This is a genomic window from Pseudoalteromonas issachenkonii, assembly GCF_002310795.1.
In the GTDB taxonomy this organism is placed as follows: Bacteria; Pseudomonadota; Gammaproteobacteria; order Enterobacterales; family Alteromonadaceae; genus Pseudoalteromonas; species Pseudoalteromonas tetraodonis.
Window position 1 is genome coordinate 3,190,866 of sequence record NZ_CP011030.1, and the last position, 16,207, is coordinate 3,207,072.

17 protein-coding genes are annotated in these 16,207 nt (G+C 40.5%); 8 read left to right on the forward strand and 9 right to left on the reverse strand.

All coding sequences use genetic code 11. The annotated features are described in order from the left end of the window. Positions 1-3: 3 nt before the first annotated feature. Positions 4-723, reverse strand: a complete 720-nt coding sequence (gene ompR / locus PISS_RS14810) for an osmolarity response regulator transcription factor OmpR (RefSeq protein WP_013466099.1) — start codon at positions 721-723, stop codon at positions 4-6. 183 nt (positions 724-906) lie between these two features. Between ompR and greB the strand changes: the two genes are divergently transcribed. From greB to PISS_RS14830, 4 genes are all read left to right on the forward strand, one after another. Further along, positions 907-1,380, forward strand: coding sequence for a transcription elongation factor GreB (gene greB, locus PISS_RS14815; RefSeq protein WP_024602196.1), 474 nt, complete (start codon positions 907-909; stop codon positions 1,378-1,380). Between the two features lie 124 nt (positions 1,381-1,504). Beyond that, positions 1,505-1,810: a hypothetical protein gene (locus PISS_RS14820; protein ID WP_024602195.1), complete on the forward strand. Its 306-nt coding sequence runs from the start codon at positions 1,505-1,507 to the stop codon at positions 1,808-1,810. Between the two features lie 55 nt (positions 1,811-1,865). Further along, positions 1,866-2,444, forward strand: a complete 579-nt coding sequence (locus tag PISS_RS14825; RefSeq protein ID WP_013466114.1) for a CBS domain-containing protein — start codon at positions 1,866-1,868, stop codon at positions 2,442-2,444. Positions 2,445-2,612: 168 nt separating this feature from the next. Next, positions 2,613-4,937 (forward strand): Tex family protein, encoded by a 2,325-nt coding sequence (locus PISS_RS14830; protein ID WP_024602194.1) that lies wholly within the window; start codon positions 2,613-2,615, stop codon positions 4,935-4,937. Positions 4,938-4,998: 61 nt separating this feature from the next. Here the strand turns inward: PISS_RS14830 and PISS_RS14835 are convergent, their stop codons facing one another. From PISS_RS14835 to bioH, 3 genes are all read right to left on the reverse strand, one after another. After that, a complete protein-coding gene (locus PISS_RS14835; protein WP_058155342.1) occupies positions 4,999-5,856 on the reverse strand; it encodes a putative metalloprotease CJM1_0395 family protein in 858 nt (285 codons plus the stop codon). Between the two features lie 6 nt (positions 5,857-5,862). Then, positions 5,863-6,171, reverse strand: a complete 309-nt coding sequence (locus tag PISS_RS14840) for a hypothetical protein (protein WP_008112879.1) — start codon at positions 6,169-6,171, stop codon at positions 5,863-5,865. A 92-nt stretch (positions 6,172-6,263) separates the two neighbouring features. Next, a complete protein-coding gene (gene bioH, locus PISS_RS14845; protein ID WP_058155343.1) occupies positions 6,264-7,031 on the reverse strand; it encodes a pimeloyl-ACP methyl ester esterase BioH in 768 nt (255 codons plus the stop codon). Between the two features lie 74 nt (positions 7,032-7,105). Here bioH and PISS_RS14850 point away from each other — a divergent pair, with 74 nt between their 5' ends. Continuing rightward, positions 7,106-7,783: a ComF family protein gene (locus tag PISS_RS14850; RefSeq protein ID WP_016900084.1), complete on the forward strand. Its 678-nt coding sequence runs from the start codon at positions 7,106-7,108 to the stop codon at positions 7,781-7,783. A 2-nt stretch (positions 7,784-7,785) separates the two neighbouring features. On the opposite strand, the gene PISS_RS14855 is transcribed toward PISS_RS14850, so the two are convergent. Beyond that, positions 7,786-10,335 carry a M14 metallopeptidase family protein gene (locus PISS_RS14855; RefSeq protein WP_198147818.1) on the reverse strand — a complete coding sequence of 850 codons (2,550 nt, stop codon included), beginning with the start codon at positions 10,333-10,335 and terminating at the stop codon, positions 7,786-7,788. Positions 10,336-10,481: 146 nt separating this feature from the next. Between PISS_RS14855 and nfuA the strand changes: the two genes are divergently transcribed. Then, positions 10,482-11,057: a Fe-S biogenesis protein NfuA gene (nfuA, locus tag PISS_RS14860; RefSeq protein WP_013466120.1), complete on the forward strand. Its 576-nt coding sequence runs from the start codon at positions 10,482-10,484 to the stop codon at positions 11,055-11,057. A 13-nt stretch (positions 11,058-11,070) separates the two neighbouring features. Beyond that, complete coding sequence (locus PISS_RS14865; protein ID WP_016900082.1) at positions 11,071-11,340, forward strand: hypothetical protein; 270 nt, start codon at positions 11,071-11,073, stop codon at positions 11,338-11,340. Positions 11,341-11,344: 4 nt separating this feature from the next. Here the strand turns inward: PISS_RS14865 and dinF are convergent, their stop codons facing one another. After that, a complete protein-coding gene (gene dinF, locus PISS_RS14870) occupies positions 11,345-12,679 on the reverse strand; it encodes an MATE family efflux transporter DinF (RefSeq protein ID WP_076916068.1) in 1,335 nt (444 codons plus the stop codon). Between dinF and PISS_RS14875 the strand changes: the two genes are divergently transcribed. After that, entirely contained in the window at positions 12,659-13,684 is a 1,026-nt protein-coding gene (locus tag PISS_RS14875; RefSeq protein WP_058155344.1) for a polysaccharide deacetylase family protein, read from the forward strand. The two genes, dinF and PISS_RS14875, sit on opposite strands and share 21 nt — an antisense overlap. A gap of 3 nt (positions 13,685-13,687) precedes the next feature. Here the strand turns inward: PISS_RS14875 and PISS_RS14880 are convergent, their stop codons facing one another. From PISS_RS14880 to PISS_RS14890, 3 genes are read right to left on the reverse strand one after another with little or no spacing between them, the layout of a single operon-like run. Continuing rightward, on the reverse strand, positions 13,688-14,719 hold the full coding sequence (locus PISS_RS14880) for a protein-glutamate methylesterase/protein-glutamine glutaminase (protein WP_058155345.1): 1,032 nt from the start codon (positions 14,717-14,719) through the stop codon (positions 13,688-13,690). Between the two features lie 8 nt (positions 14,720-14,727). Next, positions 14,728-15,345 (reverse strand): chemoreceptor glutamine deamidase CheD, encoded by a 618-nt coding sequence (gene cheD / locus PISS_RS14885; protein ID WP_024602188.1) that lies wholly within the window; start codon positions 15,343-15,345, stop codon positions 14,728-14,730. After that, entirely contained in the window at positions 15,329-16,159 is an 831-nt protein-coding gene (locus PISS_RS14890) for a CheR family methyltransferase (RefSeq protein WP_058155346.1), read from the reverse strand. Before PISS_RS14890 ends, cheD begins: the two co-directional genes overlap by 17 nt. Positions 16,160-16,207 lie beyond the last annotated feature (48 nt).

Genomic DNA, 16,207 nt, shown 5'->3' on the forward strand with positions numbered 1-16,207 from the left:
TTATTACTTTTCACCATCAGGAACAAACACATAACCTAATCCCCATACAGTTTGAATATAACGCGGGTTAGCCGCATCCACTTCAATCATACGGCGAAGGCGTGACACTTGCACATCAATACTACGCTCTAGCGCACTGTAATCACGACCTCTTGCCAAGTTCATTAATTTATCACGACTTAACGGCTCTCGAGGGTGAGATACCAACGCTTTTAATACGGCAAATTCACCACTTGTGAGCGATACGGTATTATCCCCCTCGCTCATTTCTCGTGTGGCTAAATTTAAGGTAAATTTACCAAACTTGATTAAATTCTCTTCTGCTGAGGGCGCCCCTGGCACTTCTTTTGATTGGCGACGTAAAATTGCTTTTATGCGGGCAAGTAACTCACGTGGATTAAACGGTTTAGGAATATAATCGTCAGCACCGAGCTCCAAACCAATAATGCGGTCTACTTCATCACCTTTAGCGGTCAACATCACAATTGGGATTTGGTTTTCTTTTTGACGTAACCGTCTGCAAATAGAGAGCCCGTCTTCTCCGGGCAGCATTAAATCAAGCACCATTAAGTGAAAGTTTTCACGCTCAATAAGCCTATCCATTTGCTGTGAATCGGCGGCTGTTCTAACAATAAATCCTTGCTCTACTAAATAGCGCTCAAGCAAACTGCGCAAACGTTTATCGTCATCAACCACTAATACTTTTACTGTCTCTTGTCCCATAATCTGTTGCTTATTTTTATAATTTATTAATAGTTAATATAAATGAAAAACTTAATAATAAAAAACTAATTAAGTGCTTAGATTGTTACTGAACATTTCAAACCCATTGGTGGCTATTTTATCTCGACAAGCTGCCTTTATTTTAATACCGTGCCACACATGAAAATTAAACAAGAACACGGCGTGAAAACAAACTTAATTACTCGCGAAGGTTATTTACAACTTCAGCAAGAACATGACCATCTTTGGAATGTAAAACGCCCAGAAGTCACTAAAATTGTGAGTTGGGCTGCAAGCCTTGGTGACCGCTCTGAAAATGCAGACTATCAGTATAACAAGCGTCTATTACGCCAAATAGACCGCCGAGTGCGCTATCTACGTAAGCGCATCCCCGATTTAAAAATTGTTGATTACTCACCCGTGCAAGACGGCAAAGTTTTTTTTGGTGCTTGGGTTGAAATAGAAAACGAGGCTGGGGAGTGTAAGAAGTTTAGAATTGTCGGTCCCGATGAAATTTATGATCGCAACGATTACATTTCTATTGACTCACCGATGGCGCGAGCATTATTAAAAAAACAAGTAGACGATGATTTTGAGGTCATGACCCCTCAAGGTGCTAAGCAATGGTATGTAAATAATATTTCCTACCAAAAATAAAACGGCTTAGTTTTGATTCAGATCATATTAACTTTTTATTGTTTATATTATCTGAGTAAGCTATAACTAAAGTAACTCAAGTTATGATGTATTAATTTGAGAGTAGTTAATTAAGGTCGTCACTATGTCAAACATTACAGCGCGCATATTACAAAATGCCCTATTGTTTACACTCTTTATGAGTGTAAGTTTGACATTGCATGCAACACCCAAAAATACGCAAATTGATGCTGGTTTTACACCTGCAGAATTTATTGTTTGCGACTCTCCTGACCAAGCAAACCTCGACACCGATATAGATTCTCATGTCGGTGTTATTGCGCTTAGAGAAATTCAACCACTTCCTTTAGCGTTTTACTTTCATTATGAAAGCAGCCTTTTAGTCACACCTTACAGCCATGCACACCCGCGAGCGCCACCCGTTATTTAGTTTAATAACTTGCTTTTAAACATTATTAAATTTTATAACTAATTAGGTGGATATTATGTCTAACTTTAAAGAACTCCGTACCCAAGATATTTCGCATGGCACTATTGCGAATACATTTACTAATGAAGCTGTCATTGATTTAACTTCACCTGCTACACAAGTGGTGACTAGTTTTACTGATACAAGCCCGATGCGTGCATCGTTTGATACAACAATTGAACAAGCGTCAAAACAGTTAACGACTCAACGCTCTGATTTTATTTTGGTAACTGATGAGCAGCAAAAGCTAGTAGGTATAGTTGCGAGTGCTGATTTACAAAGCTCAAAAATCATGATTTTAGCACAGCGTTTAGGCTTGCCTCGTAGTGAAATTAGCTTGCGCTATTTAATGACACCGCTAAGTAATTTAATGGGTGTAAGTATGAAAAGCTTAAGCTACTCATGCATTGGTGATGCACTGCAAACTATGGAACATCATGGCGCTATGTTTTTATTAGTCACTGCGGCTAATAATGAAATAAGTGGTTTAATTTCAGCACGCGATATAGCACGTAAGCTGCAAATTCCTGTTCATATTAGTCCAATAGCGCACACATTTAGTGAAGTACTCGAAAGTATAGAGCACCCTCACTAAATCAGCTTTTTATTAGTATAGTTCCAACCCCAGTAATGGCATCTTAAAGCAAGTAAAATAGCTTGCTTTAAGAGCTTTTTATTACCTTCCCCTGTGATATTATTCAAGACATTGACGCATCAGTTAACTTCTTAGCTGGTCTTATTTTTTGTATTAAAAGGTTTTTGCATGAGCGATATCTCTGCACGTTTAGCAACTGAGCTAAATGCACAGCAGCAACAAGTGGTTGCAGCAACAAAGTTACTTGATGAAGGCGCAACCGTCCCCTTTATTGCCCGTTACAGAAAAGAAGTGACCGGTGGATTAGATGACACCCAACTACGCCTTCTAGAACAACGTTTATCTTATTTACGTGAACTTGAAGAGCGTCGTGGCTTTATTCTATCGACGATAGAATCTCAAAATAAGCTTACCGGGGAATTAGCAGCTGATATAAAAGCAGCGCAAAGTAAAACCGAGCTTGAAGATTTATACTTGCCTTATAAGGCAAAGCGTCGCACTAAAGGTCAAATCGCTATTGAGGCCGGTTTAGAACCTCTTGCTAATGCGTTATTTAACGACCCAATGCTCGACCCAGAAGCTGAAGCTGCTCACTATATTAATGCCGATAAAGCCATTATTGATACAAAATCAGCCCTTGATGGTGCCAAATTTATTCTAATGGAGCGTTTTGCTGAAGACGCTAAATTACTCGCTAAGTTTAGAAGCCATATTAGTCAAAATGGGGCGATTGAGAGTAAGTTAATTGACGGGCAAGAACAAGCAGGTGCTAAATACAGAGACTACTTTGAACATCAAGAGCCGTTAAAAAAAGTGCCCTCGCACCGTGCATTAGCCATGCTAAGAGCACGTAATGAAGGCATTTTACAGTTAACGATTAACCCTGAGCCAAGTGCTGAAAATCCAGCCCAGTTATGTGCCCAAATGATCAGTGATCATTACCGCCTAGATATTAAAAACAAACCTGCTAGTGCATGGTTATTAACTGTGGTGCAGTGGGCATGGAAAATTAAGCTTGGGCTACACTTAGAAAACGAGTTTTTAGCCGCAATGCGTGAAAAAGCCGAAACCGGTGCCATTGACGTATTTGCTAAAAATTTAAAAGATTTATTAATGGCAGCGCCTGCAGGCCCTCGCACGACACTTGGTTTAGATCCTGGCTTGCGTACTGGTTGTAAAATTGCGGTAGTCGATAGCACAGGAAAACTGCTCGCTACACAAACAATCTTCCCACATGCACCGCAAAATCATTGGGATAAATCACTGCGTACGCTCGAGCAATTATGTCGCCAACATAAAGTTGAGCTTATTGCGATTGGTAACGGCACTGCTTCTCGCGAATCAGATAAACTGGTTGGCGAACTTATCAAAGCCAACGCCGAGCTTAAACTGAATAAAATTATGGTCAGTGAAGCCGGCGCTTCGGTGTATTCTGCGTCTGAATTTGCCGCTAATGAGTTCCCAGATTTAGATGTATCTTTACGCGGTGCAGTATCTATTGCACGTCGCCTACAAGATCCATTAGCTGAACTAGTTAAAATAGAGCCTAAGTCTATCGGTGTAGGCCAATATCAACACGATGTATCACAAAGCCAACTTGGGCAAAGCCTAATTTCTGTAGTAGAAGACTGTGTAAACAGTGTGGGGGTTGATTTAAATATGGCCTCAGTGCCTTTGCTTGCACGTGTTTCTGGCTTAAACAAAACGTTGGCTCAAAACATTGTAAACTACCGTGACACGAATGGGTCATTTACAAAACGTAGTCAGTTGAAAAAAGTAGAACGCTTAGGGCCAAAAGCATTCGAACAAGCGGCCGGGTTTTTACGCATTAATAATGGCAGCGATCCGCTAGATAACTCATCAGTTCACCCTGAAGCATACCCAATCGTTAAGCGTATTTGTGAACATAATCAGGTAGACGTAAATAACTTAATTGGTAACAGTGAATTTTTAAGTAAACTCGCTGCAAACGACTATATTGACGATAAATTTGGCTTACCAACCGTGACTGACATTATTAGCGAGCTTGATAAACCAGGTCGCGATCCACGTCCTGAATTCAAAACCGCGGAGTTTAAAGCCGGTGTTGAAAAAATTAGTGACCTTAAGCCTGGTATGATTTTAGAAGGTGTGGTTTCTAACGTTGCTAATTTTGGTGCATTTGTTGATGTGGGTGTTCATCAAGATGGACTCGTGCATATTTCAGCTATTACTAACAAGTTTATTTCAGACCCACGCGAAGTGGTTAAAGCAGGTGACATTGTTAAAGTAAAAGTGGTTGAAGTCGATGCTGCCCGTAAACGCATTAGTTTTACTATGCGCCTAGATGACGACATAGACACCAGCAATAAAGCAGCAGCTGCAGCACCGCAAAAGCCTCGCAGCAATAATACAAACCAAGCACGAGCGCCTAAGCCTAAACGCGATACAGGCAATGCGATGATGGGGAATGCCTTTGCTGACGCCTTTGCTAACGCAAAAGTGAAAAAGTAATTTAAACGATATATTTAAAAATAAAAAAACCGCCTAGGCGGTTTTTTTTATTTTTAATCAGCTAAATTTGCGCTGAAAATTCGCTCTGAATCGCGGGGGATGTGGCCAGTTGATAAAAGCTAGCAATGCGTCCTGCACGCGCTTCAACTTCAATATCACGCGATTGTTCTTCGCTTTTAGCGGTTTTTACTTCTGAACTTTCACTATTAGAAAACGACGCACTGACTCTGCTTTTATCTTCGCTGCTGTCTTCGTCATCAGCTGAAGCTAACTCAGCTTGTGCGGCAGCCATTTTCTGTGTGGCGTCTGCCGCAATCGCTCTGTCGGCACCTGAGGGTTCTGCTGGTGCTAGTGCAGCAGCACGTACCGTTTGCATTTTATCGATGGTTGCTTGCGGATCGCCATTGATAATCCCAACATCAATCGGTACTTCACCACCTACGGCATAATTAGTTCCATCGGGGCCTCTTTGGTATTCGTAACTGGGTGAACCGGCATATTGTCCACCAACAGCCGCATGCGCTTGCTCGTGGGTTCGCACTTCGGTATCGCGAGCTTTGAGCTCTTTAATTTGTTGCTGTTCTTGCTCAAGTTGAAGCTCTTCTTGCTCACTAACTTCTTCGGCAGCTTGCTGTTTTTCTTGCTCGGCATCATCTTGATCACTATCAGCATTGCCTTCGCGTTGTTCAATAATTTTGTTGTCTGCAATTTTGCCGCTTGCAGTATAAGTTGAACTATCGCTGTTACCAGGTAGTTTGGCTTTTTCTGCATCACTTTGAGCTTTGTTTTCAGTACTACCAGCGGTGTTTGCAGCGGCTGGGGGAATGACTTCACGTAACTGATTGTCACGCCGAGCAGTCTCCGTATAAACATTTGCAGTGTTTATATTGATAGACGGAAACGGCGTGACGATATTCATGAGGAATTACACTTTGATATCAACTAAAGTGCCTAGTACATCATCTGCAGTTTGAATTGATTGCGTGTTAGCCTTGGCATTAAACTCTTCAACTTTTAAGTTTACTAATGCATCATCAATTCGTGCAGGTTGGGATACCGGCGCGGTTACGGCTTCTTCAGGGCGAGCAGCCGTTAATTGACGTTGCTGCGCTAATTGAGAATCATCTTGCTGCTCTATGCTGGCACGGTTAATCTCAGCGCTGGCCTTTTCAATACCTTGGCTGGCTCTATTAAACCCTTCAACACCGCTATTAAATACAGATCCAATCGGCATAATAATAAACCTCCACCAAATAAATATTGTTTAATTATCGCTCAAAAATCACGCAAAATAAAGCTTTAAACCGCTGTATTCATGGCTTTGCTTCAAAGCATTGATTTAACGGCAGATAAAAATTCTTTTTTATGAGAAATAAATGGCGCATGGGATGCTTTGTCTATCACTTCGTACTCAAAGCCAGAATTAAGTGCGACCATTTTTTCAATTGCTCGATAAGGAACGAGAGAGTCTAAACGCCCAAAAATTCCACTAATCGCGACGGGACAGTGAGAAAATAATTCACGTAAGTCTTCACTTTGCAGTATATCTAACCCCGCACTCAATGCTTGGTTACTCGGCGGCGGTGACTGACTCAATAGTTGTTTTAGCTGTTTTACATCATCTCGCGCCGACTCACTGCCCATCGCTTGAATCGCCAAAAAGCGCTCTATCGTTTTTGAACGCTCTTGCAATAGCTGTTCTTTAAACTGTGTGAGCACTTTAGGTTTAATACCTTCCCAGGGCAATTGCTCTACAAAAAAAGGAGTGGAGGCAACTAAAATAACTTTTGACACTTTTTCTGGCCAATGTTTGGCAATATAAATGGCAAACAAACCGCCTAAAGACCATCCCATCAAAACAGACTGTGGTTTTAATTGCTGACTCACCAGCTGAGCTGCATCATGTAAAGTATACGGTTCCAAAGAGACATCATGTAAAGTATACGGTTCCAAAGAGACATCATGAGCACCGTAACCAGGTAAGTCTAAACTACGTACCTTACCAGAATATAAAAATTCTAATTCTGGTTTTATTAACTGCCACACGCCTTGGTTCATTCCCCAACCATGCAACAACACACATTCATTTTGCATATTTGCCTAACCTTAACCAAACTTAAATCTATGATAGCGTTTTAGGGGGAGTTTGTAATGAGGAGAATCAGCGAATGAAACTTAGCCTAACTGATTGGCTTTTTCCCTCGTATTGCGTGTTGTGCCAGAATCAGATACACAGCTCACTGGGACTATGTCAGTTTTGTTTAGATGACCTGCCTTTGCTAGATTTGGCTGAGTATGACAATTTATTTTACCGCCCAGATATTGTAGAAATGTTTCCTAACTGCAGCTTTGAGAAACTATTTGCCTGCGCTTTTTATCAACCCCCTTTTGATTTATGGCTAAAACAACTCAAATTTAATAATCAAATTCATTACAAAAAAGCACTGCAGCAAGTCATCAAAAAACAACTTACTATTTTTACTAATAAACAGCATTTAGCTGCTGCTGTATTTATTATTTTACCTTTGCACAAGTCGCGTTTTTTTAGTCGAGGATTTAATCAGGTTACCCAAGTATGGCAGCCTTGTTTGTCATCCTTTAAGGTCTTGAATAATGTTTTAATACGCAATAAAAACACCTCGGCACAGTCACAACTGAGCAAAACAAAGCGGATAAAAAATTTACAGCAGGCTTTTTCATGTACTGCCAATTTAGAGGGTAAAACGGTGGTCATTATTGATGATATTATGACCACCGGTGCAACACTCAATGCAGCCACCTTGTCGCTAAAAGAAGCGGGCGCTAAACAAGTCTGGGCATTTACGACCTGTTTAACGCCACTTTAGATTTAGTTACCACTGACGCGAAAGGTATGACCGAAAAATAAAGCGTTACTTAATAATCGGCTGGTGCCATACCAGTAACCTCTAAATACAGGGTTGTCTGTCATCGCAATCACACTACCTCGACCATAAGAGTGAGCCATTAGCGCAGCACCGCCGGCCACTTGCTCTACATTAACTGCATCAGTAAAACCAGCAAGTAACGGCTGTTGTGTATAGGTGAGTATATTTACAAACGGCGCTTGCGAGGCTTCAAGTAACCAGGTACTGTTTTTAAATACTGGCAGAGTGTCACGCTTAAATGAAAACGTCAGTGGGTGCGTTGTATCTACATCAGTATTAAATATAGCGCCTGCAATACGCTGGCGACCCGCTAGATGGTCTTTGTCTGCATATTTTAAACCTTGAGTATCAAATGCGCTTGCAACATCTTTACGTGATAAGTAGTTTGCTTTTAATAACTGCTGATCAGCTAAGAACTTTGCCCCGCCTTTATGACCCCAAATAACGCCGCCTTTTCTCACCCAGCTTTTAATTGCCACTTTGTCGGTATCAGATAACGTCGAATAATCGCCATGCGCCAAAACAATATGGCTGTAATTACTGAGCTCTAAAGACGCTAAACGGTTCATTTCAACAATGGTAGGCGCTACGCCTACAAAGCGATCTAGGTAATACCACACTTCACCTGCTTCATATTGGCTAACCCCTTTACCGCCAACTAATAACACCTTAGGCGCAGAAACAACCGCCATAGAGCGCGAGCCTAAGTCGGCACCTTTACTGGTTAAGCCTGTGGTAATTGGCTTAATTTCAATATCAAATTGGCTTTGTGCTTGATTTAGCTTTGCCACCCAATCAGTCTCTGTTTGCAGTCCTGCAGGGATAATAATACTGCCAGCATCAAAATTTATCTCATTACTCGTTGATGTTGCGGTTAATGGCTTTAATGCAACACGCGCTTTAATGCCTTGCTGTAATAAACTATTGAGCATTTTTGGGGCAAGCATGTCGTCCCAAGCAAATCCGTAGGCATAGTTTTTAGTTAGCGGCGTTAAAACAGGCTGTTTTGCTTTTTGCCAAGCCGTAGTATCAACCTCTAATCCCCAGCGGCTTTTTACTTTAGCAAATGGTAAATTAAACGCATGCGCTAATGTCCAACCTGATACATCGTAAAAAGTGTTATCGGCAAAGTTTTGTTGTTCACTAAAAATAGCTTTAACTAATCGGTATTGTGGTTGCGCAAGCGGCACAAAATAGCTATTAGCGGTAAAGTTTTTACCTTCAGCTTTTAGTCCCTCTTTAACTGGATAAGCATTAATTTGGTGCTGTTTAAGTATGCTTAAAAAGTCGTTAGTACGTGTTTTGTCTTCACCACCTTGAACAATATAGCCTTGATAGTCTTCATCTTTGGCAAGCTCAACCGCTTTGTTATAAAAGTTAGCCTGATACTCAAGTAAAGCTTGGCGGTTATCAATCGCTGCTTTAAACGTAGATAAGCTGGTTAATAACTGATTCTTAATAGTGAATGCAAACGTCAATGGGCCATTAATAGTGTCTTGAATATGACCGCGAGAACTTGCTTGTTCAAATAAAATACCGACACCACCATTTACATCAGGGTAAGTTGAACCTTTGCCATAATAAAAGTCATCAAAGCTTTCTTCTGTAAAATACAGTGCGTTGTTTTCATCTAAAGTTTTTGCATGATAATTTGCAATTGCTTTGGTTAGGCTCACATTTTCTTCAGGGGTAATGGGGTGTTTACGACTAGGGATCCCTGGCTGGAAAAAATAGCTACTGTTTGGTCCCATTTCATGAAAGTCAGTTAAAATATTAGGTTTCCAATAATGAAACTTGGCTATACGCGCTCGCGACTCAGGGTGCTGCAGTAAAAGCCAATCACGATTTAAATCAAACCAGTAATGATTAGTACGGCTACTTGGCCAGCTCTCTACATGCTCACGCGTTTGCGGGTCTGACGATAAGTTCATTCCACGATTACTATTAGCCCAATTAGCAAAACGTGCTAAGCCGTCTGGGTTAAGTGCTGGGTCGAGTAAAATAACGGTGTTATTTAGTAAGTTATTCATTTCATCACCTTGCGCGGCTGCTAAATAATAAGCCACTAGCAAGGCAGCATTACTCCCTGACGATTCGTTACCATGAACGCTATACCCCATCCACACAACGCTTGGCTGCTCTGCTAATTTATTATTTGAGTTATTTAGGCGAGCTAAATGTGCTTGGCGAGTTTGCTCTATATTTTTTAGTTTGTTAGCTGCGGTAATAGTGAGCATAACTAGTGGGCGCTGCTCGTGGGTACGACCTATTACTTCAAAATTAACTCGGTCGCTTTTTTGAGCTAAAATTTCCATATAGCGTACAAGCTGATCATGCCTTACATGCCATTCACCCACTTGATAACCAAGTACTTTTTCAGGTGTTGGAATGCTGGGATCAAATTCAACCTGTTGCTCAAAATAATACGACAGGGGCTTTGCCACACTTGAAAAACTGGCTAGTATCACCATTACTGTTAATATAAACCGCATATAAATCACTCTAAAAATGTTTGTTAATTGCACGCTACCATTGCTTAAAATAGATGCCAACTTTTTACGTTCAACACTAGCCGCAACACGATGAGCGGAGTATGATATGCAGTATCCGAGTAATTTAGTCAAGTATAGACGGTTTTATGATTTCAATTTCCGAAACAGCGCAAGCGCATTTTGCTAAGCTATTAGCAGATCAATCTCAACAAACGAATATTCGTGTGTTTGTTGTTAATCCTGGTACATCACAAGCTGAATGTGGTGTTTCTTATTGTCCAGAAGACGCGGTAGAAGAGAGCGATATTCGCCTAAACTTTAACGGTTTTGACGCTGTTGTTGATGCCGAAAGCGCGCCTTTTTTAGCCGAAGCTGAAATTGATTTTGTTACTGACAAAATGGGCACGCAGCTAACTCTAAAAGCGCCTAATGCTAAAGCACGTAAGCTAGGTGAAGACGCAAGCCTAAATGAACGCGTTCAACACATGTTAGAAACAGAAGTTAACCCACAACTTGCAAATCATGGCGGCCAAGTAAGCTTAGTAGAGATCACCGCTGCTGGTATTGCTGTGCTTCAATTTGGTGGTGGTTGTAATGGTTGCTCTATGATTGATGTCACACTAAAAGAAGGCATTGAAAAAGAAATGATTGCTAAGTTTGATGAGATCACCGGTGTGGCTGACATAACCGATCACGAAGCTGGCGAGCACTCTTATTACTAAGTATTAACCCACTATGCTAAAGCCACTCATTTACCGCTTAGGGAGCGACCCTAAGTTGAGTCTAAAGCGCTTTTTTCGCGGCCTAGCACTGTTTGTGCTGGCCGTGATATTTATCACTTTGGGTTATTACAGTCATTATAGTTTACAAGTCATTGGCATAGTAATTTTAGCGCCGGCATTGTTTTTTGCATTCTGGGGCTACGCGGGTATTTTTGCCAATCGTTTTTCGCAAGTATTGAAAAACATCCCTGCCAAAAATAACGACCCCGATCTGTGGAAATAACGGTTTAATCAAGTAATTGATTATTAGTTTTTAGCTGCTGATATTTAATTATAAGTGTTACACCCCGCATTAGCATAAAGCAACTCATTGCCAACCATAAGCCATTATTTTGCCATTCCTTAAATAGCCAAAACACCCCAAAAAAACCTATTGTCGCCGATAACAGCATACTATTTCGCATTGCTTTAGCACGTGTTAAACCAACGAATATACCATCAAACAAAAAACAACTCATCGCTAAAATTGGCAGCACAATTACCCACGGTAAGTAATGAGTAGCTTCTTCAATAACCTCAGGTACATTAGTCAACAGCTTTATAATAGAGCTGCCAAATAATATAAAAAATACACTATACAAAATGCCAAACAACATGCCCCAAAATACGCTTATTTTTACCCATAGCCTTATCTTTTCAACACTTTGTTGACCTTTCGCTTGGCCTACTTTGGCCTCGCTCGCATAAGCAATTCCATCAAGCGCAAAGCTGACCAACATTAAAAAGTTGAGTAGTACCGCATTGGCTGCCAATGTAGTTTCACCTATACGTGCAGCATAAAAGGTCATAAAGCTAAAACATAACTGCAATACTAAAGAGCGAATAAAAATATCGCGATTTAAACTTAATAATCCTGCCATTTTTTCTATGCTAAACCAATTTGCAACCGCTAAACTTATGCCCTGTTTTTTAGCTAGCTGAACCACTAACAGCAAAGCAAAAATTAAAGCCGTGTAATCCGCTATTAATGATGCCCAAGCCGCCCCTGCAACCGCCCAATCAAGATAAACTACAAAATAAATGTCGAGTACAATATTGGTAATATTAGTGACTAACAATAAATAAAATGGCCCTCGCCCATAATGAACGCCGAGCATCCAGCCTAATAAAACTAAGTTACATAGCGCAGCAGGGGCACTAAAAATACGAATACTAAAATACCGATAGGCCTCATTGAGCACATCACTATTGGCAGCAGATAAATAAGCAATGGCGTGTTTTATAAGGGGGGATAATAAAATCAGAATTAAAGCTACGCTGCTGGCCAATAACAAACTGCGTTTGAGTAAAGCTGCCAACTGAGTTAAATCATTTTTACCGTAAGCCTGTGCCACCAGCCCAGTGGTGCTCATTCTTAAAAAACCAGCAAGCCAAAATAAAATGGAGATCACGGTAGAACCTAAGGCAATTCCCGCTAAATAATGCGCACTCCCCAGGTGACCAATCACTGCCGTATCAACAATTCCTAACAACGGCACAGTAATATTTGATAATATCATTGGACCGGCTAACAACAACAAGCTTTTATGGTGTGCTTTATTATGTATAAGAAATTGTTTCATTTAGTATTATTGTTCCTGATTTGTGGTTCTTTACGTGCGCAAGCAGCTGTTATTCTACAGTATCATCACGTCAGTGAAACCCTTCCCGCGGTGACCAGTGTAAGCGCCAACACTTTTACTAAACACTTAAATTATTTAAAAGAGCATAACTTTAACGTTATTCCACTAAATGAGCTGATTAGCGCATTAAAACAAGGTAAGGCTTTAGACGATAAAACGCTCGCGATTACTTTTGATGATGGATACAACAATAACTACGAACAAGCTGCGCCTATTCTTGAGAAATTTGGCTATCAGTACACTATTTTTGTAAACCCAAAACTCATTGATGAACAAGCGGGTTATGTGATGGGATGGGATAAGCTCAGAGAGCTGGCAAAAAAAGGCGCCCTTATTGCCAACCATAGTGCCGAGCATAACTATCTGCATAAAAAGCGCGAAAATGAAACACAAAGCCAATGGCGTGAACGCACTAAAAACGACATTCTTAGTTCACAGCAGCGTATTAAAGAAGAAATAGGCCACGATTATAAATACCTTGCCTATCCATACGGAGAGTTTAACAATCAGCTACAAGCTCTCGTTACTGAACTAGGCTTTATTGGTATTGGTCAGCACTCTGGTGCAGTTAATCAACATTCTAATTTTAGCCGTTTACCACGTTTTCCCGCATCTGGTTTTTATAGCAAATTAGATACGTTAATTACCAAGCTCAATTCAACTGCTTTTACTATTAATAAACTAACCTATAAAGATAGTGTAACCACACAAAATCCACCGTCGTTAACTATAAATCTAGAGACTGATGACTTTCATAAAAGCCAATTTGCCTGTTATGTATCAAGCATTGGACAAGCTAATTTAAATTGGTTAAACGATAATACGGTTGAGGTGACCTCGCCAAAGCAGCTTAATAAAGGACGCTCTCGCTTTAACTGCACCGCCCCATCAATAAAAAAAGCAGGCAGTTATTATTGGTTTTCACAGCCTTGGGTGATCAATTAAATTCTATTTTTTAATCACTTGATTTAATAACCGCTGGGTCATTTTATCCAGCGGTACGACCTCATTTGCAGCCCCGAGATCAATAGCAGCCTTGGGCATTCCCCATACCACAGACGAAAACTCATCTTGTGCCAATGTATAAGCCCCTTGTTGTTTTAACGCCAGTAAACCTTTCGCGCCATCACTTCCCATACCGGTTAATAGTGTGGCAACAATATACTTAGCACCAATTTCAAGTAATGAGTTAAACAGTACATCTACTGCGGGCTTATGCCTATTTACAGGCTCACCATCATCAAGCTGACAATATAATGCACTACCTTGTTTGCTAATGCGTAAATGTAGCCCGCCGGGAGCTATGTAAGCGCATCCTGCTACCAGCTTATCGCCTTGTTGTGCCTCTTTTACGTTAATGGTACAGGTGCGCTGCATTCGTTCTGCAAATGAGGTACTAAATACAGGAGGAATATGCTGCGTTATTACAATGGGTGGGCAGTTTTTTGGCATGCGTATAAGTACTTCTTTTATCGCCTCCGTGCCTCCGGTTGACGCACCAATCGCAATCACTTTATTTACTAAAAATTCGGCATTAGTGGGGATAGGTTCTGCTACAGCACTATTTTTTTTATAGCCTCGAACCCGTGCACTGGCTGCCACTCTGACTTTTTGCTGAACAATATCAGCATATTGACTCATTTGCTCCTTAACGTTAACTGTTGGCTTAGCAATAAAGTCAACTGCACCAATCTCAAGCGCTTCAAGCGTAATGGGTGAACCTTTTTGTGTGAGTGTAGAAATCATCACAACCGGCATAGGACGTAAGCGCATCAGGTTTTTTAAAAAACTAATGCCGTCCATTTTTGGCATTTCAACATCCAACGTTAGTACATCCGGATTATATTTTTTGATCATCTCTCGGGCTTCGTATGGGTCTTGTGCACCCCCTACTACCACAATATCTTTTGCCTGTTGCAGTATCTCTGTCAGCAATTGTCTGATCAGTGCCGAGTCATCAATTATTAATACTTTAATCATAGCCATCCTTAAAACAGCTCTATATCAGTGGCTTTTGTTTGTTGTTCAAGATTATGTAAGTAACGCACTTCACGTTTTTCAATCGTATTATTGTGTAAGTTACGTAGCTTTTTAACTTGTACTTTTCCATTATGAGGATTAAAAAATATTTTTCGTGGCCAAGGCCCGCCCATATCATGCGCCACTAAATTTAGCGCTTCTTCTGCTATATATGCATTGGCAAAACTGATATTGCCAATACCAATATCTGTCATGGCGCTAATTATTTTGCCTCCCCCAAACAGTTTTACTTTTAAGTTTGCCCGGGATGCGCCATTTTTAAGCACTTCATTAATTAAATATTCCATAGCCCAATTACCGTAACGACAACTTAAACTATGCGCTTGCTCAATTCGCTCACCTTTTTGAATTGGTAGCATAAAGTGGTTAATCCCGCCTATGCCTAGCTTATCGTCGTAAACACAGGCAGCAATACACGATCCTAGTACGGTGGTGATTAGCTCATCATTTTTAGAAACATAAAACTCACCTGGTAATACCTTAGCGACCACACGATCTCGCGAGGCGTCCCAATAGCGTTTAATATGCTCAAAACCCGCTAATACTGGCTTAAATTGCGTGTGCATGGGCTACTTTTTGATACATGGTTTTCCCTAAGTTTTTAAATAAAACATGCTCTTTACCCATGGTTTCTGAATGCCCTAAAAATAAATAACCTTGGTCATTAAGAATATCGGCATAACGGTTAAAAAGCTGATCCTTTGTCTCTTTATCAAAGTAAATCACTACATTTCGGCACAAAATTAGGTCAAACGGGCCTTTCATTGGCCAGTCTTGTAATAAGTTTAAACGCTTAAATGAAATACATTGCTGCAGCTTAGGTTTAACCTTATAACTTTGCCCATCTTTACTGGTTAAAAACCAGCGTTTTAGTAAAGCATCATCAAGACCATTTACGTTCGCTGCGGTATAAATACCACTTTGCGCCTTCGCCAGTACATTAGAGTCAAGATCAGTGGCTAATATCTTCACATCCCAATCACTTGGAAAAGCTCCTTGCAGCGTCATTGCTAAACTATAGGACTCTTCACCGGTAGAGCAGCCTGCAGACCAAATTCGAACGCGCTTAGTCTGTTTATTTGTCTTTAACAGGGTTGGTATTAACTGATCTTTTATAAACTCAAAGTGATGCATTTCACGAAAAAAAGAGGTTAGATTAGTGGTAATGGCATTGATAAATGCATCAAACTCCTGATCTTTATGATTTTTTAAGTAATCGAGGTAGCTTGAAAAGTTTGTTAATTTTCGCTCACGAATTCGTCTTGCCAAGCGTGAGTAGACCATCTCTCGCTTATGCTCTCCTAGTACAATACCGCAGGCGTTATAAACTAAATGAGCCACTTCCTTAAAATCACTATCCGTTAATAAAAACTCTTTCATTATTTGCTCTCATTTAAAAATAAAGCGAGGTTCACGCATACATTGCAG

What these genes read in the sequence shown, in the direction of transcription:
- PISS_RS14865 (WP_016900082.1), top strand. Translation starts at nt 11,071, where the DNA reads ATGCTAAAGCCACTCATTTACCGCTTAGGGAGCGACCCTAAGTTGAGT.
- PISS_RS14830 (WP_024602194.1), top strand. Translation starts at nt 2,613, where the DNA reads ATGAGCGATATCTCTGCACGTTTAGCAACTGAGCTAAATGCACAGCAG.
- PISS_RS14855 (WP_198147818.1), bottom strand. Translation starts at nt 10,335, where the DNA reads ATGCGGTTTATATTAACAGTAATGGTGATACTAGCCAGTTTTTCAAGT.
- PISS_RS14840 (WP_008112879.1), bottom strand. Translation starts at nt 6,171, where the DNA reads ATGCCGATTGGATCTGTATTTAATAGCGGTGTTGAAGGGTTTAATAGA.
- ompR (WP_013466099.1), bottom strand. Translation starts at nt 723, where the DNA reads ATGGGACAAGAGACAGTAAAAGTATTAGTGGTTGATGACGATAAACGT.
- PISS_RS14825 (WP_013466114.1), top strand. Translation starts at nt 1,866, where the DNA reads ATGTCTAACTTTAAAGAACTCCGTACCCAAGATATTTCGCATGGCACT.
- nfuA (WP_013466120.1), top strand. Translation starts at nt 10,482, where the DNA reads ATGATTTCAATTTCCGAAACAGCGCAAGCGCATTTTGCTAAGCTATTA.
- bioH (WP_058155343.1), bottom strand. Translation starts at nt 7,031, where the DNA reads ATGCAAAATGAATGTGTGTTGTTGCATGGTTGGGGAATGAACCAAGGC.
- dinF (WP_076916068.1), bottom strand. Translation starts at nt 12,679, where the DNA reads ATGAAACAATTTCTTATACATAATAAAGCACACCATAAAAGCTTGTTG.
- PISS_RS14820 (WP_024602195.1), top strand. Translation starts at nt 1,505, where the DNA reads ATGTCAAACATTACAGCGCGCATATTACAAAATGCCCTATTGTTTACA.
- PISS_RS14880 (WP_058155345.1), bottom strand. Translation starts at nt 14,719, where the DNA reads ATGATTAAAGTATTAATAATTGATGACTCGGCACTGATCAGACAATTG.
- PISS_RS14875 (WP_058155344.1), top strand. Translation starts at nt 12,659, where the DNA reads ATGTATAAGAAATTGTTTCATTTAGTATTATTGTTCCTGATTTGTGGT.
- PISS_RS14850 (WP_016900084.1), top strand. Translation starts at nt 7,106, where the DNA reads ATGAAACTTAGCCTAACTGATTGGCTTTTTCCCTCGTATTGCGTGTTG.
- PISS_RS14890 (WP_058155346.1), bottom strand. Translation starts at nt 16,159, where the DNA reads ATGAAAGAGTTTTTATTAACGGATAGTGATTTTAAGGAAGTGGCTCAT.
- cheD (WP_024602188.1), bottom strand. Translation starts at nt 15,345, where the DNA reads ATGCACACGCAATTTAAGCCAGTATTAGCGGGTTTTGAGCATATTAAA.
- PISS_RS14835 (WP_058155342.1), bottom strand. Translation starts at nt 5,856, where the DNA reads ATGAATATCGTCACGCCGTTTCCGTCTATCAATATAAACACTGCAAAT.